The 26,380-nt window shown below is 40.7% G+C and carries 22 protein-coding genes; 6 read left to right on the forward strand and 16 right to left on the reverse strand.

The window, feature by feature from the left end; all coding sequences use genetic code 11:
- Window positions 1-20: 20 nt before the first annotated feature.
- The 13 genes from Q0017_RS00245 to Q0017_RS00305 form a co-directional block, all read right to left on the reverse strand.
- Window positions 21-926 (reverse strand): ABUW_2363 family tetratricopeptide repeat lipoprotein, encoded by a 906-nt coding sequence (locus Q0017_RS00245; protein ID WP_298141324.1) that lies wholly within the window; start codon window positions 924-926, stop codon window positions 21-23.
- Window positions 927-1,035: 109 nt separating this feature from the next.
- Entirely contained in the window at window positions 1,036-1,842 is an 807-nt protein-coding gene (gene cysE / locus Q0017_RS00250; RefSeq protein ID WP_297425799.1) for a serine O-acetyltransferase, read from the reverse strand.
- Complete coding sequence (locus tag Q0017_RS00255) at window positions 1,842-2,690, reverse strand: RNA methyltransferase (RefSeq protein ID WP_298141328.1); 849 nt, start codon at window positions 2,688-2,690, stop codon at window positions 1,842-1,844. The genes cysE and Q0017_RS00255 overlap by 1 nt, the downstream gene beginning before the upstream one ends.
- Before the next feature lie 18 nt (window positions 2,691-2,708).
- Entirely contained in the window at window positions 2,709-6,272 is a 3,564-nt protein-coding gene (gene dnaE / locus Q0017_RS00260; RefSeq protein ID WP_298141332.1) for a DNA polymerase III subunit alpha, read from the reverse strand.
- A gap of 125 nt (window positions 6,273-6,397) precedes the next feature.
- Complete coding sequence (locus tag Q0017_RS00265; protein ID WP_298141335.1) at window positions 6,398-7,093, reverse strand: methionine ABC transporter permease; 696 nt, start codon at window positions 7,091-7,093, stop codon at window positions 6,398-6,400.
- A complete protein-coding gene (locus Q0017_RS00270; RefSeq protein ID WP_298141338.1) occupies window positions 7,090-8,115 on the reverse strand; it encodes a methionine ABC transporter ATP-binding protein in 1,026 nt (341 codons plus the stop codon). The genes Q0017_RS00265 and Q0017_RS00270 overlap by 4 nt, the downstream gene beginning before the upstream one ends.
- A gap of 76 nt (window positions 8,116-8,191) precedes the next feature.
- Window positions 8,192-9,058, reverse strand: a complete 867-nt coding sequence (locus Q0017_RS00275) for a MetQ/NlpA family ABC transporter substrate-binding protein (protein WP_298141341.1) — start codon at window positions 9,056-9,058, stop codon at window positions 8,192-8,194.
- Between the two features lie 517 nt (window positions 9,059-9,575).
- On the reverse strand, window positions 9,576-10,859 hold the full coding sequence (purD, locus tag Q0017_RS00280; protein ID WP_298141344.1) for a phosphoribosylamine--glycine ligase: 1,284 nt from the start codon (window positions 10,857-10,859) through the stop codon (window positions 9,576-9,578).
- A gap of 129 nt (window positions 10,860-10,988) precedes the next feature.
- Entirely contained in the window at window positions 10,989-12,563 is a 1,575-nt protein-coding gene (gene purH / locus Q0017_RS00285; protein ID WP_298141347.1) for a bifunctional phosphoribosylaminoimidazolecarboxamide formyltransferase/IMP cyclohydrolase, read from the reverse strand.
- A gap of 81 nt (window positions 12,564-12,644) precedes the next feature.
- Complete coding sequence (gene fis / locus Q0017_RS00290; RefSeq protein ID WP_001086304.1) at window positions 12,645-12,914, reverse strand: DNA-binding transcriptional regulator Fis; 270 nt, start codon at window positions 12,912-12,914, stop codon at window positions 12,645-12,647.
- Window positions 12,915-13,283: 369 nt separating this feature from the next.
- Window positions 13,284-14,147, reverse strand: coding sequence for a DUF3426 domain-containing protein (locus tag Q0017_RS00295; RefSeq protein WP_298141352.1), 864 nt, complete (start codon window positions 14,145-14,147; stop codon window positions 13,284-13,286).
- 20 nt (window positions 14,148-14,167) lie between these two features.
- Window positions 14,168-15,067, reverse strand: a complete 900-nt coding sequence (gene prmA / locus Q0017_RS00300) for a 50S ribosomal protein L11 methyltransferase (RefSeq protein ID WP_298141355.1) — start codon at window positions 15,065-15,067, stop codon at window positions 14,168-14,170.
- A gap of 152 nt (window positions 15,068-15,219) precedes the next feature.
- Complete coding sequence (locus Q0017_RS00305) at window positions 15,220-15,579, reverse strand: hypothetical protein (RefSeq protein ID WP_298141358.1); 360 nt, start codon at window positions 15,577-15,579, stop codon at window positions 15,220-15,222.
- A gap of 227 nt (window positions 15,580-15,806) precedes the next feature.
- Between Q0017_RS00305 and mnmG the strand changes: the two genes are divergently transcribed.
- Entirely contained in the window at window positions 15,807-17,687 is a 1,881-nt protein-coding gene (gene mnmG, locus Q0017_RS00310) for a tRNA uridine-5-carboxymethylaminomethyl(34) synthesis enzyme MnmG (protein WP_298141361.1), read from the forward strand.
- Window positions 17,688-17,729: 42 nt separating this feature from the next.
- Here the strand turns inward: mnmG and Q0017_RS00315 are convergent, their stop codons facing one another.
- Both Q0017_RS00315 and Q0017_RS00320 read right to left on the reverse strand, forming a co-directional pair.
- Window positions 17,730-19,088, reverse strand: a complete 1,359-nt coding sequence (locus tag Q0017_RS00315) for a tetratricopeptide repeat protein (RefSeq protein ID WP_298141364.1) — start codon at window positions 19,086-19,088, stop codon at window positions 17,730-17,732.
- Window positions 19,089-19,184: 96 nt separating this feature from the next.
- Window positions 19,185-19,544: a hypothetical protein gene (locus Q0017_RS00320; RefSeq protein ID WP_298141366.1), complete on the reverse strand. Its 360-nt coding sequence runs from the start codon at window positions 19,542-19,544 to the stop codon at window positions 19,185-19,187.
- Window positions 19,545-19,911: 367 nt separating this feature from the next.
- Between Q0017_RS00320 and mhpT the strand changes: the two genes are divergently transcribed.
- Window positions 19,912-21,117, forward strand: coding sequence for a 3-(3-hydroxy-phenyl)propionate transporter MhpT (gene mhpT / locus Q0017_RS00325; RefSeq protein ID WP_298141369.1), 1,206 nt, complete (start codon window positions 19,912-19,914; stop codon window positions 21,115-21,117).
- A 306-nt stretch (window positions 21,118-21,423) separates the two neighbouring features.
- Here mhpT and Q0017_RS00330 read toward each other — a convergent pair whose 3' ends face one another.
- A complete protein-coding gene (locus Q0017_RS00330) occupies window positions 21,424-22,428 on the reverse strand; it encodes a WYL domain-containing protein (protein ID WP_298141372.1) in 1,005 nt (334 codons plus the stop codon).
- A gap of 240 nt (window positions 22,429-22,668) precedes the next feature.
- Here Q0017_RS00330 and Q0017_RS00335 point away from each other — a divergent pair, with 240 nt between their 5' ends.
- From Q0017_RS00335 to Q0017_RS00350, 4 genes are read left to right on the forward strand one after another with little or no spacing between them, the layout of a single operon-like run.
- Window positions 22,669-24,210 carry a circularly permuted type 2 ATP-grasp protein gene (locus tag Q0017_RS00335; RefSeq protein ID WP_298141375.1) on the forward strand — a complete coding sequence of 514 codons (1,542 nt, stop codon included), beginning with the start codon at window positions 22,669-22,671 and terminating at the stop codon, window positions 24,208-24,210.
- 27 nt (window positions 24,211-24,237) lie between these two features.
- Window positions 24,238-24,840: an alpha-E domain-containing protein gene (locus tag Q0017_RS00340; protein WP_298141378.1), complete on the forward strand. Its 603-nt coding sequence runs from the start codon at window positions 24,238-24,240 to the stop codon at window positions 24,838-24,840.
- Window positions 24,837-25,616: a transglutaminase family protein gene (locus Q0017_RS00345; RefSeq protein WP_298141381.1), complete on the forward strand. Its 780-nt coding sequence runs from the start codon at window positions 24,837-24,839 to the stop codon at window positions 25,614-25,616. Before Q0017_RS00340 ends, Q0017_RS00345 begins: the two co-directional genes overlap by 4 nt.
- A 27-nt stretch (window positions 25,617-25,643) precedes the next feature.
- Window positions 25,644-26,378: a proteasome-type protease gene (locus Q0017_RS00350; protein WP_298141384.1), complete on the forward strand. Its 735-nt coding sequence runs from the start codon at window positions 25,644-25,646 to the stop codon at window positions 26,376-26,378.
- Window positions 26,379-26,380 lie beyond the last annotated feature (2 nt).

Consider the following 26,380-nt stretch of genomic DNA (forward strand, 5'->3'; position numbering starts at 1 on the left):
GTCTTTTGACAAGTTTTGAATTATTTATTCATCACTTGCCACACGTTCCAACGTCCTTTTTTATTAATTTCTTCAATCAAACGATCTGCCACAGCTGCTTCTTGTGGATATTTGACCTTGTAGTTACGTAAAATTTGTAAGGCACTTTTCTTTTGTTCAAGGGCAATATAATTATTGACCGATGATAAATAAGCTTCTTGCACGCCAGCTTTCATGGCTTTATCTAAATAAGGAATTGCCTCGCGGTGACCACCACCTTCTGAGAGTGCAAAACCAAACCAAAAGTTCACTTCTGCATCATTTGGATTAATCTTTAAAATACGCTGTGCATAGTTTAACGACTTGGTGGTATATGCCGAACCTAAATCGAGATTACGACCCATAACAGCCGCTTTAAAAGCACGCACTAACACGTCAAAGGAAGCATTGGGTGCTGCAGCTAAAGTATCCAATTGAGCACTGACATTTTTAAGCTTGTATTCAAAACCACGACGTTCTTTACGGTCGCTAAAACGTGGCGGGTAGTGACGTGCTTTACCTTCCACCATATTTAAAAAGTCATCAATATCCGTGATGTCAATTTGATTTTGGCTGGCCAATGCAGCATAGCTCATGCTGCGTTGATTGCTATTGATGGTTGGAATAATCAGTTTATTGCTATCAAGGGTCAGCTTACGATCAGGGTCGTTTTGACGGCTCACCACCATTTTGGTGACGGGTTGTTTTTGTGCAGCAACCAATGCAAGCTCAAACGGAGATGGTGCTTGATAATCCATTGGGTTTAAAGCATAAAAAGGTGCAGATACTTCAGGCTCAGTAAACACAACTGCATTTGTATTTTGAGTATTATTTTTTGGGGCAGTTGAGGCACAGCCGCTCAAGACTGAAGCTGCAAGTAAAGCGCAAGCCAAGGGCATTAATTTCATTGGTGTAATCCGTTCAATTTATTGTAAACATAGAGATTTAGTGTTGTTCGTCAGTCTAAGAAAACTCTGACGAACATGCAAGCTTGGCTACATATTAAAACTTAAAAGCTTACTTGAGCTCGGTACTTTGTGCTTCACATTCACGGCGTACTTCATCAATAATTTTAAGTTCTGCTTCGCTAAATGGTTGTGCGTGAGCAGATGATTTATTAAAGGTGGGGTCTAATAAAGACAAACGCTGACACAATAAATTCATACGTTTTTCATTGTGTTGAATACGATCAAGTAAGACACGCATACCTTCAAGCATTGGATCGCTTTGATCTTGCGTGGCCGCATAGGGCTGAAAACCAATACTTTGTGCGTAGTCACGACGACGGCTTTCTTCATCAGTTTGGGGTTTATCTTTACTGATAAAACGTGCAGGGTTGCCCACTGCTGTGGTTTCAGGCGGTACCGCTTTGGTCACCACTGCATTCGAGCCAACTTTGGCATTTTTACCCACCGTAAACGGGCCTAAAATTTTTGCACCAGCACCCACCACCACACCATCTTCTAAAGTGGGGTGGCGTTTGCCTTTATTCCATGTAGTGCCACCTAAGGTCACGCCATGATATAAAGTGACGTCATCGCCAATCTCAGCGGTTTCGCCAATCACCACACCCATACCATGATCAATAAAAAAGCGACGACCAATTTTAGCCCCCGGATGGATCTCGATGCCGGTGGCAAAACGGCTAAAAGAAGAAAGCACCCGAGCCGGTCCTTTACATTCTTTTTTCCATAATTCATGCGCCACACGATGCATCATTAAGGCATGAATGCCAGGATATGTGGTTAAAACTTCTAAAGTATTTCGAGCGGCAGGATCTCGCGCGAATACAGCTTGTATGTCTTCTTTGAGCTGTTTAAGCATTAGGATTGATCCTCATGATCTGTAGTCGATTTGCCAGATGGGGTCCATGTGCCATGACGCATGGCTTGTACACGGCTAAAAATGCCGCGTAATAAGTGATATTCCATTTTATCTAATTGTATACGTCCAAAAAGGCGACGCAAGCGTAAAGGCAATAATCGTTTATTATTTGGGTCCATAAATTCAATTTCGGCCAACATTGTTTCTAAATGTGGGTAGAATTTATCCATGTCTTGATGGGTAACTAAAGGTTCATCCCAATGCATACTTTGCCCATCAATCACCTGCATGGTCGCACTTTGATCAGACTGAACTTCAGCCAGCTCCATAGCAGCCATACGCATTTCATAACAAATGACCTGAATGGCTTGTGCAACGTTGAGCACGCCATACTCGGTGTTGACCGGAATGGTGACATGATAATTGGCAAGCGCAAGCTCTTCATTGGTTAAACCACGATCTTCACGACCAAAAACAATTGCTACCTCTTGGTTTTGCTGCGTTACCGCTTGCATAGATTTTTGCGCTGCAGGACGAGCATCAAGTAAAGGCCACGGAATAGTACGGCTACGGGCACTGGTACCAAAAACCAAATGGCAATCTTGAATGGCTTGTTCTAAGGTCTCTACAATTTCAATCTGTTCAATAAGGTCAGTTGCACCTGCAGCCAAGGCATCAATATCAGGATGTGGATAGGTCTTAGGCGCAACCAACACCAATTTGCTTAGACCCATGGTTTTCATGGCGCGTAAGGCACTGCCAATATTGGCAGGCAAGGTGGTATTGACCATGACAATACGCACATGGGAGAGGGTTGCTGAAAGGGCAGCATTATCAATCGGGTTCATGGGTGATCCAAAGTCTATTTAAGAATATTGTTGTTGCATGTCGGTGTGATAAGCATCTAAAGCATCATCAATGTTTTGCTCAGGTGGCGCTGCTACGGCTTGTTTATAGGGTTTAGGTGCTGCTTTTGCTGCTTTGGATTTGACTTGATATTCAATATAAATCTGGTCTTTACCAAAATAATCGCGCAGTCGAGCCAGCAATTCATCCATTGGAGCCACTTTCCAATTGACCCCTAAATTGAGATCGGCACGCGCATAGCTATAATCAAGTTGCAATTGCAGCGGAATATGCTGACATAGATCGACATTGCAAAATGGCACTAAGATTTGAGTTAAATCCTGTGGCAAAGTTTGGCTTAAATGCTCAGGCAACAATTGAATTTTAATGCAATTGGCACGCTTTTGACGAATCTCATTTAAAGCAAAGGCTTTGGTTAAGCGCCCCATAGGACGATCAAAACCTTCACGCTCGTAAATTTCACCTTCAATCACCACCACTTTATCCACTTGTACAATGTCTTTAAAGCGTTGGAAACGTTCGTGGTTACAAGAAACTTCAATCCGCGATGTGCCATCGTCTAAAGTAATCACCATGCGATTGGGGAAATTGGCCACATCAAGCACCAAACCTGCAAATACAGTGGTCACACCACGCCGCGTTGGGGTTAGCTCATTGAGTTTATGCGGAATAAAGGCTTTGAGTTCACTACGATAGACATCAATTGGATGACCCGTTAAATATAAGCCTAAAGTGTCTTTTTCACCTTTTAAGCGCACCTCATCCGACCAAGCTTTAACTGGTTTGCTGGGTTTACGTTGTACTTCAGCCACTTCACCAAATAAATCCATAATGCCGGTTTCACGGTTAGAACGCGCTTGTTCCGCCGCCTGTACAGCTTCTGGCAATTGTGCCATTAAATCAGCACGTTCAATTCCAAGGCAGTCTAAAGCACCGGCACGAATTAAAGCTTCTAAGGTGCGTTTATTGATTTTCTTTAAATCAATACGATGGCAAAAATCAAATAAATCTTGATAAGGGCCTTGGCTTTGACGTGATTCAATCACCGATTGCATGGCTGCTTCACCCACGCCTTTAATCGCGCCTAAACCATAAACAATGGTTTTGGTATCCACAGCATGGAAGTTATACAAAGACATATTCACCGAAGGCGGCAGCACATCTAACCCGTTAATACGACAGTCATCAATTAAAAACACCACGTTATCGGTGTTTTGCATCTCTGAAGTCATCACCGCCGACATAAATTCGGCAGGGTAATGCGCTTTGAGCCATGCCGTTTGATACGCCACTAAGGCATAAGCTGCTGCATGGGATTTGTTAAACCCGTAGCCTGCAAATTTTTCCATATAGTCAAAGATATGGTTGGCAGTGTCGGTATCAATGTCTTTTTGAGCTGCACCTTCAATAAAGATTTGGCGCTGTTTGACCATTTCTTCAGGTTTTTTCTTACCCATGGCACGACGTAGTAAGTCGGCACCACCTAAGCTATAGCCAGCACAGAACTGCGCAGCCTGCATTACCTGTTCTTGATACACCATAATCCCGTAGGTGGGTTCAAGTACGCCTTCAAGTAAAGGATGTAAGTATTCAAACTCACCGCCATGCATACGATGGATAAAGTCAGGAATCAGGTCCATAGGACCGGGACGATATAACGATACAAAGGCAATAATTTCTTCAAACTTACTTGGGCGTGCTTCTTTGAGCATTTTTTTCATGCCCACGGATTCAAACTGGAACACCGCTGTGGTATTGGCCTCGGCAAATACTGCATACGCAGCTTTGTCATCCAGAGGAATCAAAGAAATATCAAGCGGGGTATCTAAATTGGCGCTTTGGTTAATATGTTGAATGGCATCTTCAATTACGGTTAAGTTACGCAGACCCAAGAAGTCAAACTTCACTAAACCTGCCGATTCAACATCATCTTTGTCAAATTGCGCCACACGGTTGCTGCCATCGGCATCACACATCACCGCAGAATAATCGGTCAGTTTAGTGGGTGCAATCACCACGCCGCCGGCATGTTTACCGGTATTTCGGGTAATGCCTTCAAGTTTAAGCGCCATTTCCCAAATTTCAGCCGCATCATCATGATCGGGGTTATTGGGGTTGGTGACAATATCTTTAAGCTGTGGTTCAGCGTCTAAAGATTCACGTAAACTTAAACCCAAAGGTTTGGTCGGAATCATTTTAGAAATACGATCGGCCAAACCGTAAGATTTACCCAAAACCCGTGCCACGTCACGAATGGCACCTTTGGCAGCCATGGTACCAAAGGTGGCAATTTGCGACACGGCATCACGACCATAGGTACGCGCCACGTAATCAATCACGCGGTCGCGACCTGCAATACAAAAATCCACGTCAAAGTCGGGCATCGAGACACGTTCTGGGTTTAAAAAACGTTCAAACAGGAGGTCATAACGCAGCGGATCAAGGTCGGTAATTTTTAAACTATATGCCACCAAAGAACCAGCACCCGAACCACGACCGGGACCCACCGGTACACCATTGCTTTTGGACCACTGAATAAAGTCCATTACAATTAAGAAGTAACCGGGAAAGCCCATGGCGTTAATAATATTAATCTCAAACTCAATACGTTCATCGTAAGGTTTGCGAATATCAAGCCAATCTTCACCGCGCGTTTGGGGCGGATACAGGAAATTTAAGCGCTCTTCTAAGCCTTCTTTAGACAAATGGGCAAAGAAGGTGTCAATGGTATAGCCTTCAGGAATTGGATAATCGGGTAAGTCATTAAAGCCTAAACGCAAAGCCACGTTACAACGCCGTGCAATGTGATAGGTGTTTTCAAGCGCAGATGGAATATCGGCAAACAGCTCACTCATCTCTTGAGCGGTTTTAAAATATTGATCTGGACTATAGCGTTTAGGGCGACGACTATCGCCTAATACATAACCATCGGCAATACACACCCGTGCTTCATGCGCTTCATAATCGGTTGCATGAATAAAGTGCACATCATTGTGTGCCACAACACCAATATTATATTTACGCGCCAGTTTGACCGCTTCACTAATAAAGTCATCTTCAAAAGGGCGATTGGTGCGTGTTAAAGCTAAATACACCCGATCGCCAAATTTGGCAATCCACTCTTCCAATAAAGGTTCAGCTTTTTGTGGGTTGGATGACAGCAACATTTTACCCACATCACTGTTAAGCCCCAGCATAACAATCATGTCTTGGTGTTGTTCTAATACCCATTGTTTTTTAACACACGGAATATCAAGCTGCTGACCTTCAATATAACCGCGTGACACGATCTCGGTGAGATTACGCCAACCGGTGTTGGTCATAGACAATAAGGTGACACGATGTTCAGCATCGTTTAGACGAATTTCTGAACCTAAAATGGGTTTAATGCCTTTGTCCAAGCATTTTTTATAAAATTTTACCGCTGCATGCAGATTAGATAAATCTGTCAGTGCCAAAGCCGGCATTTCATCACTGGCTGCGGCTTTTACAAGCTCTGGCACACGTACAATTGATTCTGTAATTGAAAATTCTGTATGAATACCAAGATGGACAAAGTGCATAGATGAATCCTTGCTAAAACTGTCGGCATTTTATCATGCAATCGGTTTGGGTTCTGTCTAATATTTAACAGATAAAAAATAACCCTCCAAAGCGGAAGGTTAAATGAAACACGAATAGGGAAGGCTTAACGCATTTTTGCTAGCCATTCACCCAACATTTGCACAACTTGCACTAAAACTAACAGTACAATCACGGTTAAAATGACCACACTTGTATCAAAGCGTTGATAACCATAAGAAATGGCCAAGTCACCAATACCACCGGCACCCACTGCACCTGCCATCGCTGTAGCGCCAATTAAGCTAATAGTGGCGGTGGTTAAGTTTAAAATGAGTGAACTACGTGCCTCAGGTAACACAAATTTAAAAATAATCTGTGTAGGTGTAGCACCCATCGCTTGAGCAGACTCAACAATGCCTTCATTGACTTCAAGCAACGAAATTTCAATCAAGCGCCCAATATATGGCCCAATGTAAATGGTTAAAGGGACAATTGCCGCCCATGTACCAATCGAACTGCCCACTAAAAACTTCGTCAGTGGAATCACAGCAATCAATAAAATAATAAACGGCAATGAGCGTAAGGCATTAATAATCGGATTCAGCCCGTGATAAATCACTTTATTGGGTAATATCCCTTGCGGACGTGTCGTCCAGACAATCACAGCTTGGATCAAACCCCAAATACAGCCAAACAACAGTGCAAAAAACACCATATGCATGGTTTCTTGCAAAGCTGTTACAAACTGATCAATAGACAAAGAGCTTTTCCAAAACGGTGCAGTGATGTCAGTCAGCCAAGCAACAATTAAATCTCTCATGCTTGTACTCCTGCTTGTTGTACTTTCACGCCACGCGCTTGTAAAAATGCAATCGCTTCTTGAATAATCTGTTCATCGCCAAGCAATTGGACAAACATTTGCCCAATGACCGTGCCATCAATTTCAGTCATGTTGGCAAATAAAATATTTAAACTTAAATTAAACTGTTTAATCACGGCTTGAACCACAGTTTCTTGTGCTGAGGTGCCTAAAAACTGCAAACTATAAATACTGTGATGATTTTTATTTTCTAAATTATTTAAAATCTTCACCGGCAAGTGTTGCTGTAATACCGTTTGAATAAAGGTTTGTGTGGTTGGGTGTTGTGGCTGACTAAAAATAGATAAAGTTGAACCCATTTCAATCACTTGACCTTGTTCCATCACCGCCACATGATCACACACTGATTCAATCACATCCATTTCATGTGTGACCATAACAATGGTAATACCTTGTTCTTGATTAATTTTTTTAAGCAATTGCAATACAGATTGTGTGGTTTGTGGATCAAGTGCCGAAGTGGCTTCATCACAGAGCAAAATTTTTGGATGATTGGCTAAAGCACGTGCAATACCTACGCGTTGCTTTTGTCCGCCAGAGAGTTCATCAGGATATGCATTACGTTTATGCTCAAGATCAATAAACGCCAATAATTCATCTAAACGCTGTTGGCGCTTGGCTTTACTCCAACCCAAAAGCTGCATGGGCATTTCAATATTGGCCGCCACGGTTTTGGTTTGCATTAAATTAAAATGCTGAAAAATCATTCCAATGTTGGCACGCTGCTGACGCAATGATGCAGCATTTAGCGCAGTTAAGTCATGTCCATTGACAATCACTTGACCTTCACTCGGGCGCTCAAGCAAGTTGATTAAACGGATTAAGGTACTTTTACCTGCACCACTATAGCCAATAATGCCAAAAATACTGCCTTGTGGGATATCTAAATTAATCTGTTTTAAGGCGGTTAAGGTTTGACCTTTGAGCTGATAGTGCTTTGAAATATTTTTAAATTGAATCATATTGTCAACATAGGCCCAAAAATGAAAAAAATAGGCAAATTGCTCTGCCTATTTTATAAAAGCGTAAGGGAGATGGTTATTTCACTTCATCAAAATAACTCATTGGCTTATCAACTGCAATTTTAGTACCGCCTAAATTGTCTGCTACGTACTTTTTCACCGCTTCGCTATGATACAACTGACCTAAGCGCTGTAATACAGGATCATTTTCACGCCCTTGAGCAGTCACCAATAAGTTCACATACAAGCGCGTAGATGCATCTACTGGCTCATAGAATGTGGCATCTTTAAGGACGTTTAAACCGCCTTCCATTGCCAAGGTGTTGCCAAGTACAATTGCGTCAACTTCGCTTTTGATACGTACTGCGGTGGCCATAGGAATGGTTTTAAGAGTGATATTTTTTGGATTTTCAATCACATCTTTGGTGGTGCCTAAGATCGGACTAAAATCACTTTTAAGTTTAATTAAGCCTGCTGTTTGCAATAAAGACAATGAACGTGCTTCATTGGCTGCATCGTTTGGAATCGCGATGGTGGCATTATTGGGGAATTGATCAATTTTTTTGTATTTATCTGAGTAAATTCCCATCGGTTCGATATACGTGGTTGACACCGCAGCCACTTTTTTGTCTGTGGTTTCGGTGTTGTACGCCACCATGTAATTGTATGATTGGAAGGTATTGACATCAATTTCTTGATTGGCTACAGCCGTGTTCATCGCTACATAGTCGTTAAAGTTTTTAACTTCAAGCTTGATCCCAGCAGCTTCGGTTTCAGGCAAAGTGGCAATATAGCGCCAGATATCCCCATCTGAACCTGTAGAGGCCATCGTAATGGTGTGTAAATCATCTGTCGTTTTTGCATCTGACTGTGGAGATTGTGATTGACCACAACCCACTAAAACCACAGAGGCACCAAAAGCCAAACCAATAAGCTTGTTCATATGTTCGTCCTGATTCAATTTAACACTATGTTAAAGCACGTACCTGCTCTTAAAGAGACTAGATTTTGTACACATTATGTGTTTAACACAGTTGTCGTAAAATAGATGACTGTTGTTTAGATCAATACGGGAGAGCGCGTGATATAGAGCATAAACAGAACAGCGATTTTTCGCATCATAGCAACAAAACAATATTCGATATAGTGCATAAAAATGCCATATTTAGCGAATAAAGTGCATAACAATTATACAGTATAATTAAAAAATTTGAATAAAAACAAGAGAATGATAAAAATTGTTTTGTTAAAAAATAACCAAATATTATTAATATTTAATTTATAAGATTTTATGCCATATTTATCACAAAAAAAGATATACATGTACGCAGATAAACCTACTGTTTTTTAAGATTAAATTATAGGATTAGCAGCAGCATTGTTGCTCAATGATTTAAAGGTTGCTTGCTGTTTTAAGCAAAAAAAACCTGTCACATGGACAGGTTTTTTTAAGTCATGCTTTATGCATTTTCACGCGCAATGGCACGGTAACCAATATCTTGACGATACTGTACGCCATCAAAGGTGACTTTTTCACAAAGTTCTAATGCTTTGGCTTGTGCTTCACCAATGGTTTCGCCGAGTGCAGTCACGCAAAGCACACGACCGCCTGCAGTGACAATGTCGCCATTTTCATTGGCTTTAGTGCCTGCATGGAATACTTTGGCATCAGTCATAACAGTGTCTAAACCTGAAATCACATCGCCATTGCTAGAGGTTTCAGGGTAACCACGTGACGCAAGTACGATACCGACAGTTTTACGCTCATCCCATTCAGCTTCGCTTGGTAAATTACCTGCAATACCTGCTTCAACCAATTCAACAAGTGATGATTTTAAACGCATCATAATCGGTTGAGTTTCAGGGTCACCAAAACGACAGTTAAACTCGATCACTTTTGGTTGGCCTTGTTCATCAATCATCAAACCTGCGTATAAGAAACCTGTATAAACATGGCCGTCTTTTTTCATACCTTCAACGGTAGGACGCATCACTTCATTCATGGTTTTTTCAAATACATCAGCAGTTACAACAGGGGCAGGAGAGTAAGCACCCATACCACCTGTGTTTGGACCTTGGTCACCTTCAAAGATACGTTTATGATCTTGTGAAGTTGCCATTGGCAAGATGTTGTCGCCATCAATCATACAAATGAAAGATGCTTCTTCACCTGCCAAGAACTCTTCAATCACAACGCGAGAACCAGCATCACCAAATTTGTTGCCTGCCAGCATGTCATCAATCGCATCAAATGCTTCTTGGTTGGTCATGGCAACAATTACGCCTTTACCTGCAGCAAGACCATCCGCTTTAATGACAATTGGCGCGCCATTTTTTTCAACAAATGCTTTGGCTGCATCTACTTCTGTAAATACATCATAAAAAGCGGTTGGGATGTTGTGACGTTTTAAAAAGTGTTTTGCAAATGCTTTAGAGCCTTCAAGCTGCGCTGCAAATTGAGTAGGGCCCCAAACTTTAACATCTGCTGCACGGCAAGCATCGACTACACCGTTCACAAGTGGTGCTTCAGGACCTACAATCACAAGTGCAACTGCATTATTTTTTGCAAATTCGATAATTGCTGCATTGTCTAAAATGCTCAAATTTACGTTTTCACATTTATTTTCAGTTGCTGTACCTGCGTTACCTGGTGCAACAAAAACTTTAGCTACTTTTTCATCTTGTGCGATTTTCCATGCTAAAGCATGTTCACGACCGCCATTACCCAAAACTAAAATATTCATCGGTTCATACTCCATGAATCGAAAATGACATAAAGTCCTCAGCCTAGACCTAGGAGAGGACTTTATGTCAGATTAAAAATCTGTAGGCTTTAATGTAGATGACCATGTCATTACATATTTTCCAATCAATTAGTGACGGAAATGGCGCATACCTGTGAACACCATTGCAATACCAGCTTCATCTGCTGCTGCAATTGTTTCTTCATCACGCATAGAACCACCCGGTTGAATGATACATTTGATACCAGCTTTAGCAGCGTTATCAATACCATCACGGAACGGGAAGAATGCATCAGATGCCATTACCGCACCTTCAACTACAAGGCCTGCATGTTCAGCTTTAATCGCAGCAATACGCGCAGAGTTCACGCGGCTCATTTGACCTGCGCCAACACCAATGGTTTGACGGTTTTTAGCATAAACGATCGCGTTTGATTTCACATATTTTGCTACTTTCCAAGCAAAGATCATGTCATCAATTTCTTTTTCAGTTGGCGCACGTTTAGTTACAACTTTAATATCATCTTTAGTAATCATACCTAAATCTTGATCTTGTACCAATAAACCACCGTTTACGCGTTTGTAGTCTAACTGTGCTTGACGAGCATCAAGTGCAGGTAATTCGCCACATACAAGTACACGTACGTTTTTCTTGGCACCTGTCACTTCTAATACGCCATCAGCAATGCTTGGTGCAATAATCACTTCAACGAATTGACGGTCCACAATCGCTTGTGCTGTTGCTACGTCTAATTCACGGTTGAATGCAATAATGCCGCCAAATGCAGATTCAGGATCAGTTGCATAAGCCAAGTCATACGCCGCTTGAATACCATCTAAAGACACTGCAACGCCACATGGGTTTGCGTGTTTTACAATAACACAAGCAGGTTTAGCGAATGATTTAACACATTCTAAAGCCGCATCGGTATCTGCGATGTTGTTATAAGATAATTCTTTACCTTGTAATTGTGTCGCTGTAGAAACAGATGCTTCAGTTGCTGTTGATTCAACATAAAACGCAGCAGATTGATGCGGGTTTTCACCGTAACGTAAATCTTGAGCTTTGTTTAATTGCGTGTTGAATGTACGCGCAAATTTGTCCGCTTGACCTTCTTCTTTACCTACACGCGCACCTAAGTAAGATGCGATCATGCCATCGTATTGCGCAGTATGCTCAAATGCTTTTACTGCTAAATCAAAACGAGTTGCATAAGATAAAGCGCCTTCTGTTTTAAGCTCAGCCACAACTGTTGCATAGTCAGATGCGTTGACTACAATACCCACAGATGCATGGTTTTTCGCTGCAGCACGAACCATTGTAGGACCACCGATGTCGATGTTTTCAATCGCATCAGCAAGTGAGCAGTTTGGTTTTGCAACAGTTGCAGCAAATGGATAAAGGTTAACCACAACTAAGTCGATTGCATCGATGTTGTGTTCAGCCATCACAGCTTCGTCTAGACCACGACGAGCTAAGATACCACCATGAATTTTTGGATGTAGTGTTTTTACACGGCCGTCCATCATCTCTGGGAAACCTGTATGCTCTGAAACTTCAACTACAGCGATATTGTTGTCTTTCAACAATTTGTAAGTACCGCCAGTAGATAAAATTTCTACCCCTAGAGCCACTAGGTTTTGTGCAAATTCGACAATACCAGTTTTGTCGGAAACAGAGATTAAAGCGCGTTTAATAGTCATGATCTTCGTCACAGTTTTCAAGGAACATAAAACAAAATAAGGCAAAAAAAATGCCTGCGTTCAACGCAAGCATCTTATCATTTATTCACTCATTAAACCGTGAGCTTTCAACTTTTTACGTAAAGTGCCACGGTTAAGGCCTAGAATCTCAGCAGCGCGTGTTTGGTTACCGCGAGTGTATTCTAAAACAACAGAGAGAAGTGGCTTCTCCATTTCTGCTAGAACCATGTCATACACTTGAGATGGTTGCTCGCCTTGCAATTGTGCAAAGTAATGGCGAACTGCGCGATCAACGTGGATACGTAACGCAACGTCTGATTGAGCAGTAAAAATAGGAGATTTGCTATTCATGCGAAGTAATCCGAAAAATAAATATCACCGGGATAAGGTGATATATAAATGTGGTCTAAAAATCAATTGAACCCCCAGTTTTAGATCTTAAATCCAGAAAGCTCTAAAACAGATAGGTTAGCTTGCCACAAGCACACGCTTTGGTTGTTTTTTGATCGTAACAAACCATGAATTTTTGTTACACACCAAAATAAAACAAAAAACCGGCTCATACGCTGTTATAGGAGATAAAGCGCAATATGAGCAGAATTTGTTATTTGTTTTAAATCAAGCGAGGTGTTTGCAGCCGAAGCTGTAATGGCGCGTATAATACCATTGTCTAAGAAAAAGTGAGCAAGAAAACTGCATTTTTTTCATTTTTTTTTAAGATTAAGGCGCAACGATTTCTAAATGTGGGTTTTTTATTTGGTTTTTAGGTAAAGCAAGCTGAAAATCAAAGCCAAAGGGTATATTTGAGGGGATACGTTCAATACCTTGGTATTTAGACTCAAGATAATCTTCAGGTAAATACAGATATTCTACTGTGCCAGTGTGATTTTCAAAGCGTAAACGTAAATTGGGCAGCGGCATACTTTTCGTATCTTGATTAACCAACGCGCCTTTAAATACTTGCTGACCATTTGCCTGGGTGGTGATGTTTAATTGAGTGATTTGGATATTTTTATAACGCTGATCAAATTCTTGGCAACGCATTAAGTTGCATGCAAACACTAAAGCATGATTTAAACTTGGATAGCGCGTTACAAAATCAGGATTAAACCATAACATTTGAAACGCTAAAAAAACCACCAAAACTAAATTAATACTGCTCCACAAGAGATAATAGCCAAGACTACGTTTCTCAGGCACATGTAACTCTCGCTCTGAGAGTTTTAAACTGGGAAATTGATAGATCGGGTCACTACTAAAATAATTGAGATTATTTAAATAAGTGTGCAAGTTAATGTTGGACTGTTCAATTTTTCGATCAAAAATATCCAATAAATGTTGCTGACTGTAACTTCTGGTTAAGACATGATCACTGACTTCATGCTCATAGTCGTGGTGCAATAAAGCCGGCTGAGCTGCCTTGGGGAGATGTTGTGGTGAGTTGATCTGAACCAAATGCAATAAGCCATTAAAGCTGTGAGTACATTTGGGACAACAAACCATGCCCTGTGCAATGGTGAGCTGTGCAACAGAAACTTTATAGATTGTTGTACATTCAGGGCATTGGGTTTGCTTTTTATTCATAATTAATAACTTAAACTTTATTAAGGTTGGCGTTTACCCGAGATACGACACCAGTATCCATCGCGTTTTTCAACCTCTAATATATCAAAAAATTCAGCATAAACACTAGAAACATCAGATACTTGCTCTTCAATTACACCTGCAAGTGCGAACTCTCCCTCAGATTTGACTAGTGTTGCGAACTGTGGCGCAAGCATCATTAAAGGGCCTGCTAAAATGTTGGCTACAAACACATCAGCTTTTTGGTCTTTTAAGGTTTCATTGAACTCATCGGGTAAACCTACATAGAGGTTATTGAGTACGCCATTGAGTTCGGCATTTTGTTGGGTAGCTAAAACCGCTTGAGGGTCAATGTCAGTGGCATAAACTTTTTTGGCGCCCAATAATAATGCTGCAACCGCTAAAATGCCTGAACCACATCCATAATCAATCACAACTTTGTCTTTAAGATCTGTTTTTGCTAACCATTGTAAGCATAAGAAGGTTGATGCATGGTTGCCTGTACCAAACGCCAAGCCCGGATCAAGTTTTAAATTGACCGCATTTTGATTTGGTGCACTAAGCCATTCAGGCACAATCCAAAAATTGTCGGCAATTTGAATCGGCTCATAAGCATCCATCCATGTGCGTTCCCATTCTTGGTCTTCAATAAATTCATGGCTCAATGGGGCATCAGGTAACTGTGCTTTGGCAAAGGTCACAATCGAATCAACATCAATTTCTTCGTCATCTTCTTGAGCATAGATGCCTGTTACGATCACTTTGTTCCAAAGTGGTGTTTCACCCGGCAGTGGTTCGAGTAAATCTTGGTTTTCAGCATCATCTAAAGTCACGCTAAGCGCACCTAAAGATTCAAGTAAGGTTTCGGTAAAATCGACTTGCGCTTGATCAACTGTAATATGAATTTGTAACCACTTCACGGGCATCACCTACAACAAAAGGAAAGGCAATAGTGTAGCGTACCTCAAGCTCAAACCGTGAGTTTTAGCAACAATTGATTGTGCAACTTAACTAAGCTGATAAAAAATGCACGATGAGGTGAGCCATCGTGCATCCATAGCAGGTAAGGGGCTTAGCGATTGCCTGCATTTGGGCGTGGTGGATTAAAACCTAAGGCACATTGACCTTTATAGGTGCGTCCTTCTAAGGTAATGCTGTTGCTTTGAGGGTTTTTGCGGCAGACATTTAGTAACTCGGGTTCATCACCGTAAATAACGGCATTTTTTTCTGAGCTAAAAAATTGTGGTTGGCAGCTGCCATTCCAAATAATGCCACGGTAAGCAAACTGTACCCAATCACCTTGTTGTTTGCCTTGACAGACTTTTTGAAAGCCTTGTGGGTGATAAATAGTCGCCACTTTGTCATTGGCAGTGGCCATCATTGGACTGAATAGACTTGCAAGTAAAGCGCTGATTAAAATTTTCTTATTCATAGTGAATACCCTAAGATTATTGTATATGCAACAACATGCATATGATCATTGCTGTTGTTTGGTTTGATCTTTAATCAAAAAAATCAAATTTAACCTTAAACCAAATGAACTCAAAAACATACCGTGATTGTTATTTTGTCCAAAAAGAAAAGCTATGAAAATGTCAACTTATAGACAAACTTTTGTTATAATCTTCGGTCTTATTTTTCAATCTCTCTATTACCACTATGCACTATCCTAAAGTTTATGATGTCATTGTTATCGGTGGCGGTCACGCAGGTACGGAAGCCGCACTTGCTGCAGCACGTATGGGTCGACAGACTTTGCTTTTAACTCATAACATTGAGACTTTGGGGCAGATGAGCTGTAACCCTGCGATCGGTGGTATTGGTAAATCGCATTTAGTCCGTGAAATTGATGCCCTAGGCGGTGCGATGGCACTTGCTGCCGATAAAGGCGGTATCCAATTTCGTATTTTAAACTCACGTAAAGGTGCAGCAGTACGTGCCACACGTGCCCAAGCTGACCGTGTGCGTTTTAAGGCGGCCATTCGTGAAACCTTAGAAAATCAAGCCAACTTAGATATTTTCCAACAAGCAGCAGATGACTTGATTGTTGAAGGCGATACCGTTAAAGGTGTTGTGACGCAAATGGGTATTCGTTTTGATGCGAAAACTGTGGTGCTGACAACAGGTACGTTCTTGGGCGGTGTGATTCACATTGGTTTAGAAAAATCGAGCGGTGGTCGTGCCGGTGATCCACCTTCAATTTCATTGGCTGCACGTTTACGTGAATTGAATCTTCCTGTGGGACGCTTAAAAACAGGTACGCCACCACGTATCGATGCGCGTTCTGTAGACTTTTCTGTGATGACAGCACAGCCGGGTGATTTCCCATCTCCGACCATGTCATTTATGGGTGATGCCTCTATGCACCCTGAACAAGTCAACTGTTACATTACCCATACCAATGAGCGTACCCATGAGATTATTCGTGGTGGTTTAGACCGCTCACCAATGTATACTGGCGTGATTGAAGGGGTAGGTCCACGTTATTGCCCATCAATTGAAGATAAAATTCATAAATTTGCTGATAAAGATTCGCATCAAGTGTTCTTAGAGCCTGAAGGTCTAGATACACATGAACTTTATCCAAATGGTATTTCAACCTCATTGCCATTTGATGTGCAGTTTGAATTGGTACGTTCAATCCGTGGTATGGAAAATGCACACATTTTGCGTCCGGGTTATGCGATTGAATACGACTACTTTAACCCACAAGCGTTAAAATTCTCACTTGAAACCAAAGCCATTAATAACTTGTACTTTGCCGGTCAAATTAACGGTACCACAGGTTATGAAGAAGCCGGTGCGCAAGGTTTATTGGCAGGTTTGAATGCCGCGCGCCGTGCATGGGATCAAGAACAATGGACTCCAAAACGTGATGAAGCGTATATGGGGGTATTGGTTGATGACTTAATCACGCTGGGTACCAAAGAACCGTACCGTATGTTTACCTCACGTGCCGAATACCGTTTGATGCTGCGTGAAGACAATGCAGACCAACGTTTAACCGCGATTGGTCGTGAGTTAGGTTTGGTGGATGACGCGCGTTGGGCAGCATATAGCCAGAAGATGGAAGCTGTCGAGAGTGAAAAAGGTCGTTTGCAACATCTTTGGGCTGCACCAAACAACGCCTTAGGTAAAAAGTTTGTTGAACTCACAGGCGATGATTTATCTAAAGAAACCAATGCGATTGATTTGCTCAAACGTCCAAATATTAATTTTGCACAAATTGCTGAAATTACGGATTCTGAAGTTTCTGCATTTGTCGGTGAGCAAATTGAAATTGCTGTGAAATATGCCGGTTATATTAACCGTCAGCAAGAAGACGTGGCGCAAATGAAGCGTTTGGAAGAAACCAAAATTCCTGCAGATTTTGACTATGACATTGTGTCAGGTTTATCACGTGAAATTACATTAAAGTTAAAAGATGTGCGTCCTGAAACACTTGCACAAGCAGGTCGTATTCCGGGGGTAACGCCTGCGGCAGTACAATTGGTGATGATTACAATTCGTAAAAATAACCAAGCCAAAAAATCTGCATAAGATTGAACCATAAAACACCCGCTTTTAAGCGGGTTTTTTTATTTAAGAGGATTTTTCTGTTATTGTTTCTTTTTCTTGTAAGCGACTAAGTATCTCAATAAACCATGCTTCATGACGCACAGAATCTAAATCTCGATCTTCTGTTAGATGCTGATAAGGGTGCAAAGGTAGCGTGTTATGGTTTTCGGCATGTAATAAATACTTTTGACATAAATCAGCCTTGCCCAATACTGCATAATAACATGCCAAGTTATAGGTTTTATTGGGTTCAAGCTGTAATGCTTTCTCAAACAATATTCGGTCTTGTTTAACTTGAGCAAGACTGGAAAGCGCAGCAGCGTAATTGCCGAGACGTGTTGCGTGATTAGGTTCAAGCTGTAATGCTTTTTCAAAAAGTTCGAATGCTTTAGCAAATAACGTTTGATCTTGTTTAATTTGAGCTAACCTAGTTAGGGCATTAGCATAATTTCCAAGATGTCGTGCGTGATTAGTCTCAATGGCTAAAGCTTTTTCGTACTGTTTTAAAGCTTTTTCAAATATAACTTCGTCTTTTTTAAATAGAGCTAGATCAGAAAGAGCATTGCCATAATTTCCAAGCGTATCGGCAGCTTCAGGCTGAATGGCGAGTGCTTTTTCGTAGTGTTTCAAAGATTTCTCAAACAATGTTTGGTCTTGTTTAATTTGAGCTAGGTTGGCAAGAGCAATAGCATAGTTATTTAAACAGCCTAAATGAGTAGGTAAAATCCCTAAGGCTTGCTCATAATTTGCAACACTCTCTGCAATTTTTTCTTGTTTGATTAAATATTCCGCTTGTTTATTATAAGCCCACATAATCTCATTAATGGCTTTGTCACTTAAATCTTGGGTTGATTTTTGATTGGGGTATTTATGAATAAATGCGGTATATAAGCTTTCAATTAAGGGTTGTTTTGCCTTTTCTTTTAAATATTTGGATAAATCTTCTAAAATATCTAAACCATCAGCTAAAGGATAAGGTTGAATATTTTGTAATTGTGTATCTAAAAATTCATACGGATTTAAAAATAATTGCGGTGGAAAACAATCTAATTCTTTGGCAAGTTGGATAAGAAAGTGGTCAGCATCAATATCGCCAATATAATGTGTTAAATTCTGATTCTCTTGCAGAAATTCTTTGACTGATTCTGCTTCTATGTCATCTATGCTGTTTTTTCGTCCAGTCCAAATTAAACGATGTTGCTCGGAATATTTGTCTTTGAGTAAAGGAAAAAATTCATCGGCGTTGCCACTATAACCAATAAATAAACTTGGATTTGAGTTTAAAGTTGCTGCAATAAAATCGCCTAATTTTTCTGTATGGCGTTGAGTTTCATCTTGGGTGTTGAGCTGAATAAAACCTGTTCCTTGCCCATGTAGGTGCACAATAGAAGGATCATTAATGAGATGATAAAGATGTGGATTGGCAGTGGCAAAATCATAAATAGATGGATGTAAACCTAACAGGTTACAAGCACGCGATCAAATACTATCAAAATTAAAAGTGAGGACGCGTTGGATATATTCTTCTTTCATCAGGCAGGCAAGTGCAATGTGTGCCCAATTAATTTTTTTATTTTCAATAATATGAGGTTTTAAAAGCCGTCTGCGCTCGTCTTTGTCTAACGCAGACATATACTTACCATAATTATATCGATCTTGCTCATGGTCAATCTTGTTGACTTGAATACGAAATTGTTGACGAATTTCTTTAATTAAGCCCGTCGCTGATGGCACGCCCGCACTGATAGAACAACCTGCTCCGGTAAAAAATACATAAGGTTTTTTATTTTCTTTTGCTTGTTTGAGAAGCTCTGCTACTTCTTGAATAGAAAAACTCATAAAGTTGTAATATCTAGGTTGTTTTTACAGGAGTATATTAAAAAATCTAAATATATTGGTCTATCAATAAATAAGTTAATTTTTGTCCAACCTCTATTCAGCACAGATGCTGCTTTTCCCTTAAATTACTTTTAATGATGATACGATCGTTAAAAACTTTCAAATATATAAATCTATGTTTTTTAAGTATTAATTAAATAATTAAGACGTAATAGTTATTTTTATTCAAGGTTTTAACTATAAAAGAATGAAGTTTGCTAGGTTTTTGCTTTATATTTGTCCGACTATTGTCGTGCTAGGTATCTGAACGCGACTCGCTCAAAATGCCCCATTACACGAATGCACTGTGAAAAACGGAGAATTATTTATGGCGCACAGTACCACAAGCAAGAAACAAAAAATCTTGATCGTATTTTTATGTTTCTGGGTCGCATTCTTTGAAGGCTTTGATTTACAAGCACCAGGGATTGCTGCACAAGGAATTGCAGCAAGCTATGCTTTAGATCAAGTACAAATGGGCTATGTGTTTAGCTTAGGTGTATTTGGAATGTTGTTTGGGGCATTTTTTGGCGGACGCGTGGCCGATTATCTAGGTCAAAAGAAAGTTCTAATGCTCTCAATCGGGATTTTTGGCGTGTTTATGGCATTCACTGCAATTGCACCCAATCTAGAGATCTTATACCTTGCGCGCTTTTTAACAGGCTTAGGTTTAGGTGCTGCCATGCCAACCATGATTTCGGTGGTTGGAGATGAAGCAACTGAAGAAAATCGCGGAAAACTCAATAGCTTAATGTACTGTGGTCTACCTGTAGGTGCAATTTTCGTGGCTGGTTTGGCAATGCTGGTCACTGATATTAAATGGCAAACGCTGTTTTTAATTGGCGGCTTAACCCCATTGTTGCTCATTCCATTTATGGCGGTGATTTTAAAAGACAAGCCACGTGCAGTTAAACAAGCCAGCACTGAAGATGTACCGGGTATGGCAGAGGTCTTGTTTAAACAACAGCAATATAAAAATACATTGCCGCTGTGGGTCGGCTTCTTTTTTACCTTAATGATCAACTACATTTTAATCAGTTGGTTACCAAACTTACTTATGCAACAAGGTCTAGAAAAACAACAAGCCTTTTTGGTGATGTTGGTGTTCCAAGTGGGTGCAGTGATTGGTACTTTAGGATTGGGTTATTTACTTGACCGTTTAAAACTTTGGCAAATGGCAGTGATTATTTATAGTGGTTTGTTTATTGCACTGTCACTGTTATTTACCACAACCGCTGTGCCAGTGTTAATTTTAGCAGGTGTGATGGGGGGGATGTTCTCTACAGGCGGACAATCGATCTTATATGGCATCTCACCGATTTTTTATTCAGGTTCAGGTAAAGTCACTGGTGTCGGGACTGCAATTTCACTGGGACGTTTAGGTGCGATGACCGGTCCATTACTCACAGGTAAAATCTTGGCATTGGGTTTAGGCACTACCGGTATTTTAATGGCAAGCTTACCTGCTGTGGTGGTATCGGCTGTAGCAGTAACTGCCTTGTCACGCTATAAAGCCAAGCAAGGCTCAAAATAACTGATGCACAACATGAGGCAGCATCGGCTGCCTTTTTTGTGCCATATATTGCGCAAAACTAGGTAAATGTAGATTTAAAAGCGCTGACTCTCCACTTTAGCTTTACTGTTAATGCTGAGTTGTTTTGGTGCTATTAGATTTAAATCGCTGTTTTTTTAAATATTAATACCTCAAATGCGCTTCAAACTCAAAAAATTCTGATTGCAGAAAAAATGGCATACAGTTTGCTTTAATCAAAGAAAAAAACTTAAAAAACTCATAATCATAACAAATAGGCGTCCCAAATTTGGTGACGCCTTGTTTATTTTAAGCATTTACTTCATGTTCATATACGGCATCAGCGACTATTTTTGGCTCAATCTGCAAAATTTTGCGGCCAAAACCACGTAACCACCAGACCAATTGCGAGGTAAAAGGCACCGTAGCACGCACTTGATACAAATTGTCAGTGAATTGCTCAATGACTTGATCGCGGCTTAACGCACTTTCTTCAAAAAAATGCACAGTTTTGGCATCCATGGTCAATTTTAGTTCAATATTTTCTGTGGCTTTATGATAGTCCACGCGAAACCCTAAAGCACCTGATTCGATGTACTCATCTAAATGGAAATCATTTTGGTGCATTGCACGATTCTCAAGCACTCTTGCTGCCTTAAAACGGTGCAAAGCAAAGGTTTGAATGGCATTTTTATCGTGGCGGGTGCAAATGAGGTAAATCACCGCGCCTTTTTGCACCAAAGCGAGCGGGTTTAAGATATAGGTTTTCTCTTCGCCTGAAATACGACTTTGATATTCGCATTCAAGCTGTTTGTCTTGTAGTAAGGCTTCATAAATTGCTTGCTGTGCTGCTTGATCGACTGTAGGTGGAATCAAAGGTTGACTGGAAGGCACAATACGCACTCTATTCATCCATTGTTTAACATGATTTTGGTCGGGTAGGCTACGACGTGCTGCATCAAACCAAGGATTCATCTCGGCCACTAAGCTTGGTGGTAGTAAATGCTTGAGGTGTTCTTCCACCATCATAAAGGTGACTGCTTGAGAGCTGGTCATATGCGGTAAGCTCTGAATGGGTGCATCATGGCACCAACGCCAACCCTGCGGCACGGTTTTATTGCTCTCTATGGGAAAACGTTGTGCAATTTGGTTCAAGTCACGTTGGATGGTACGCAGACTGGTGTCAATGCCTTCACGTTGTAATTGTTGCTGCAACTCACGTGTACCAATCCATTTACCCGTAGACAGACGCGCTAAAATTTGCCATTGGCGATATAAGCTGTTGGAGGTTTCTTTTTCTGTGTGACCTGTCATATCCATATCAGTTTGCAGTCAATTGAATAGGCATTGTAAGGCGTGCAAGCCTAAAAATTGAAGTGTTTTCATGTGTCTTGAAATATAAATTCTGTCGTGTGATCGCTTGATAAAAAACAACATTGCGAACAGATAGAATGATGCTTTATTATACAGCAGCATGCTATGATCTATTCTAGTGGCATTAATTTTGCTTACATATATCAATAATACATAACAAATAGATAAAAGAGGGTAAGCATGTTGAAAGAAACTAAGCACAATGCTCGCGCACCTGTGCAGGCGACCGAGCAGCTACAGCCAAAAACAGTTGAAGAGGCAAAGCGTGTCCCTGCGCAAGCCCATTATCTATTTCAACAGCTCAAATCTGAGTTTTTTAATGAATTAAGAGATGAAAAAAGCATCTCAGGTGAGACTTGCGCCAACATTGAGCACTGGTTAGCGCAACATAACCTCAGCGAGCTCAATGCACTCAATGAAGCAGCCAAACAGCATTTTTTATACGAAGGGATTACCTTTACGGTTTATGGTGAAGACGAAGGGATTGAACGTACTATTCCATTTGATGTGATTCCACGTGTCATTGCTAAGCAGCAGTGGAATAAGATTGCGTTAGGTTCGGCACAACGTGTGCGTGCTTTGAACTTATTTTTACATGACATTTATCATGATCAAGAAATCTTAAAAGCCGGTATTGTACCGGCACAACAAGTTTTAACCCATGAAGCTTATTTGCCACAAATGTTAGGGCATCACTTAAAAGGTGGGATTTATAGTCAAATTAGCGGCATAGATATTATTCGTGACCGTGAAGGCGAGTTTTACGTTTTAGAAGATAACCTACGTACCCCATCGGGTGTATCGTATATGTTAGAAAGCCGTAAAATCAGCCAAAAATTGATGCCAGATTTGTGCCAAAGCAACCATGTATTGGCCATAGAACAATATCCACAATTGCTAAAACAGATTTTGGCAGAAAGTGCTTATGTTGATAATCCATTTATTGTAGTCCTTACACCAGGACGTTTTAACAGTGCTTATTATGAACACTCATTCTTGGCGCGTGAAATGGATGTGCCTTTAGTCTCAGCGCGTGATTTATTTGTTGAAAATGACAAAGTCTATGTACGTACCTTACGTGGTCGTCAACAGGTCGATGTAATTTATCGCCGTGTAGATGATGCCTTTTTAGATCCATTGTGCTTTAAAGCAGACAGCACTTTAGGAGTTGCAGGTTTAATGTCGGCTTATTTGGCGCATAATGTGGTGATCAGTAATGCACCAGGCACAGGGGTGGCGGATGATAAATCAATTTATCCTTATGTGGATAAAATGATTGAATATTATCTTAATGAAAAACCAATGTTAAAAAATGTACCAACGTATCAATGCCGTGAACACAATGCTTTAGGTTATGTGCTTGAAAACCTAGAAAAGTTGGTGGTTAAAGAGGCACAAGGTTCGGGCGGTTATGGCATGTTAATTGGTCCGCAAGCATCTCAAAAAGAGATTGAACTTTTCCGTAAAAAGTTATTGGCCACGCCACATGCTTATATTGCACAGCCAACTTTAGATTTGTCGGTGTGCCCAACCTTAACCCATGATGGTATGGCAGAGCGTCATATTGACTTACGTCCTTTTGTGTTAAGTTCACCGTTACGCACCGAAATAGTGCCGGGCGGTTTAACCCGCGTGGCGATGCAAGCCGGTTCATTGGTGGTAAACTCATCACAAGGTGGTGGGATTAAAGACACATGGGTTGTAGACACACGCCGTCATTAATTTAAAACAATAACAACGAGATAAAAAATGATTTTATTAAGCAGCAATGCACAGCAGATTTTTTGGTTAGCGCGTTATTTAACCCGAGTACAGTATTTGTGCAGCCAATTTCCATTTCAAGCCAATGACGTTGCCAAACATTATGCTGATGCTTTTGCCTTAGGTGAGCATGATGCCGCATCTTTAAATGCCTTGGTAGAAAACACTCAGCACTTTGCTTCTTTTGCCCAACAGTTTAATTGTGCCAAAGACAATATTCAGGATTTACGCGGTGTGTTGTCTGCTAAAAGTTATGCTGAACTTAATCAGCTGATTAAAAATGCCAGTGAAAATAGCCTTGATATTTGCGATGTGGTGTCAGAGTGCCATGAGATTTTAGAGGCAGAATCACAACACATCTTCTTATTTTTTATGTTGGGTCAATATATTGAACAACTTGATCGACAATTACGCTTAAAACAAGATACACAAATCACGTTAAATCAACTTGATCAAGTGATCGATTTATTAACCCAATTGGGTTGGTCAGGTGTAAAAGCGGCATGGCAACAACTGCATATTTTGCCAAATAGCATTAACCTCTATCACTTTAGTGATCATATCCAACATTTATTTGAGGTTGATGTATGAAATTGATGATTAATCATCAAACGCATTACCACTATAGCGATCCTGTACACAGCAGTATCCAATATATTCGTATGTCGCCAAGCAATAATGCCCATCAAAAGGTACATTATTGGGAGATGAGTGTACCCGGACAGCGCCAAGTCAAAAAAGATGCCTTTGCCAACATCTGGATCACCAGTGCCCAACGTTTTAGTTATCAACATATGTCAATTATGGCGCAAGGTACGATTGAAATTGAGCCAGATACACAAGCAATGCCTATTGATCATATGCATCCGACTATTTTTTTGCAGCCCACCTTAGCCACCCAGTGTAGTCAAGAGATGTTGGAATTTGCGCATCGTTATGTCAAACATCCCTCACGGCAGTGTTTGATTCATCTAGCTGGTGCAATTTTAGATTATATGCCGTACTTGCCTGCTACGACATCGGTCAATACGTCAGCAGCACAGGCTTTTGCCCATCGGCAGGGGGTATGCCAAGATCATAGCCATGTGTTTATTGCCATGTGTAAAGCTTTAGGTTTACCTGCGCGTTATGTATCGGGTTATTTATATGTACCCAATTCATCACATTTGGCCAGTCATGCTTGGGCAGAAGTATTCTTAAATCAAGCTTGGTATAGTTTTGACATTAGTAATCAAATTTTCACCCCTGCATCGCATATTTATGTCGCTGTTGGTCGCGATTATTGGGATGTAGCACCTGTGCGTGGCGTACGTCAGCAAGGGGGCATAGAAAGTATGCATTCGATTGTGCAAGTTTTGGCTTGCTAGTATAAACAGATCATCACAGGAGGGTGTATGACCTATTGTTGTGCGCTACGTTTAAAACAAGGACTTATTTTTATCAGCGATACCCGCACCAATGCGGGTGTAGATCATATTTCAGTATTTCGTAAGCTCTATACTTTTGGTATAGAAGGCGAGCGTTTTATTGCAATTCAAGCTGCAGGGAATCTAGCCACAACACAAGCGGTAATTGGACATTTAAAAAATCAGTTGGCGCTTGGGCAAGAACCCAATTTAAACAGTGTCAATACCATGTTTGAAGCTGCCGAATTGGTTGGAAATTTGGTCAAAAAAGTCATTTACAATGTCGCGCCCGAACCTGAAGATCAAAGTACCTATTATTGTAGTTTATTGCTTGGTGGACAAATTGGTGACCAAGAAATGCAATTGTATAATATTTACTCACAAGGTAATTTTATTTGCGCCACCAAAGACACGCCTTTTTTCCAAATTGGCGAAAGTAAATATGGAAAACCGATTTTAGACAGGGCTTTAAGCTATGATATGCCTTTAGATCAAGCCTTGCGCTGTAGTTTGATTTCTTTTGATTCAACTTTGCGCTCTAATGTGTCTGTAGGTTTGCCACTGGATTGTTTTGTGTATCAAATTGACAGTTTACACATTCCAATTGGCAAACGTATTTACGAAGAAGACCCTTACTTTGCCAAGATTAGTAAACAATGGTCGGAAACCTTAAGAAAAGGCTTACACGAATTGCCCACCCCAACTGCTGATTATTTGGAATAATG

It is taken from the genome of uncultured Acinetobacter sp., from assembly GCF_947624825.1.
Lineage (GTDB): Bacteria > Pseudomonadota > Gammaproteobacteria > Pseudomonadales > Moraxellaceae > Acinetobacter.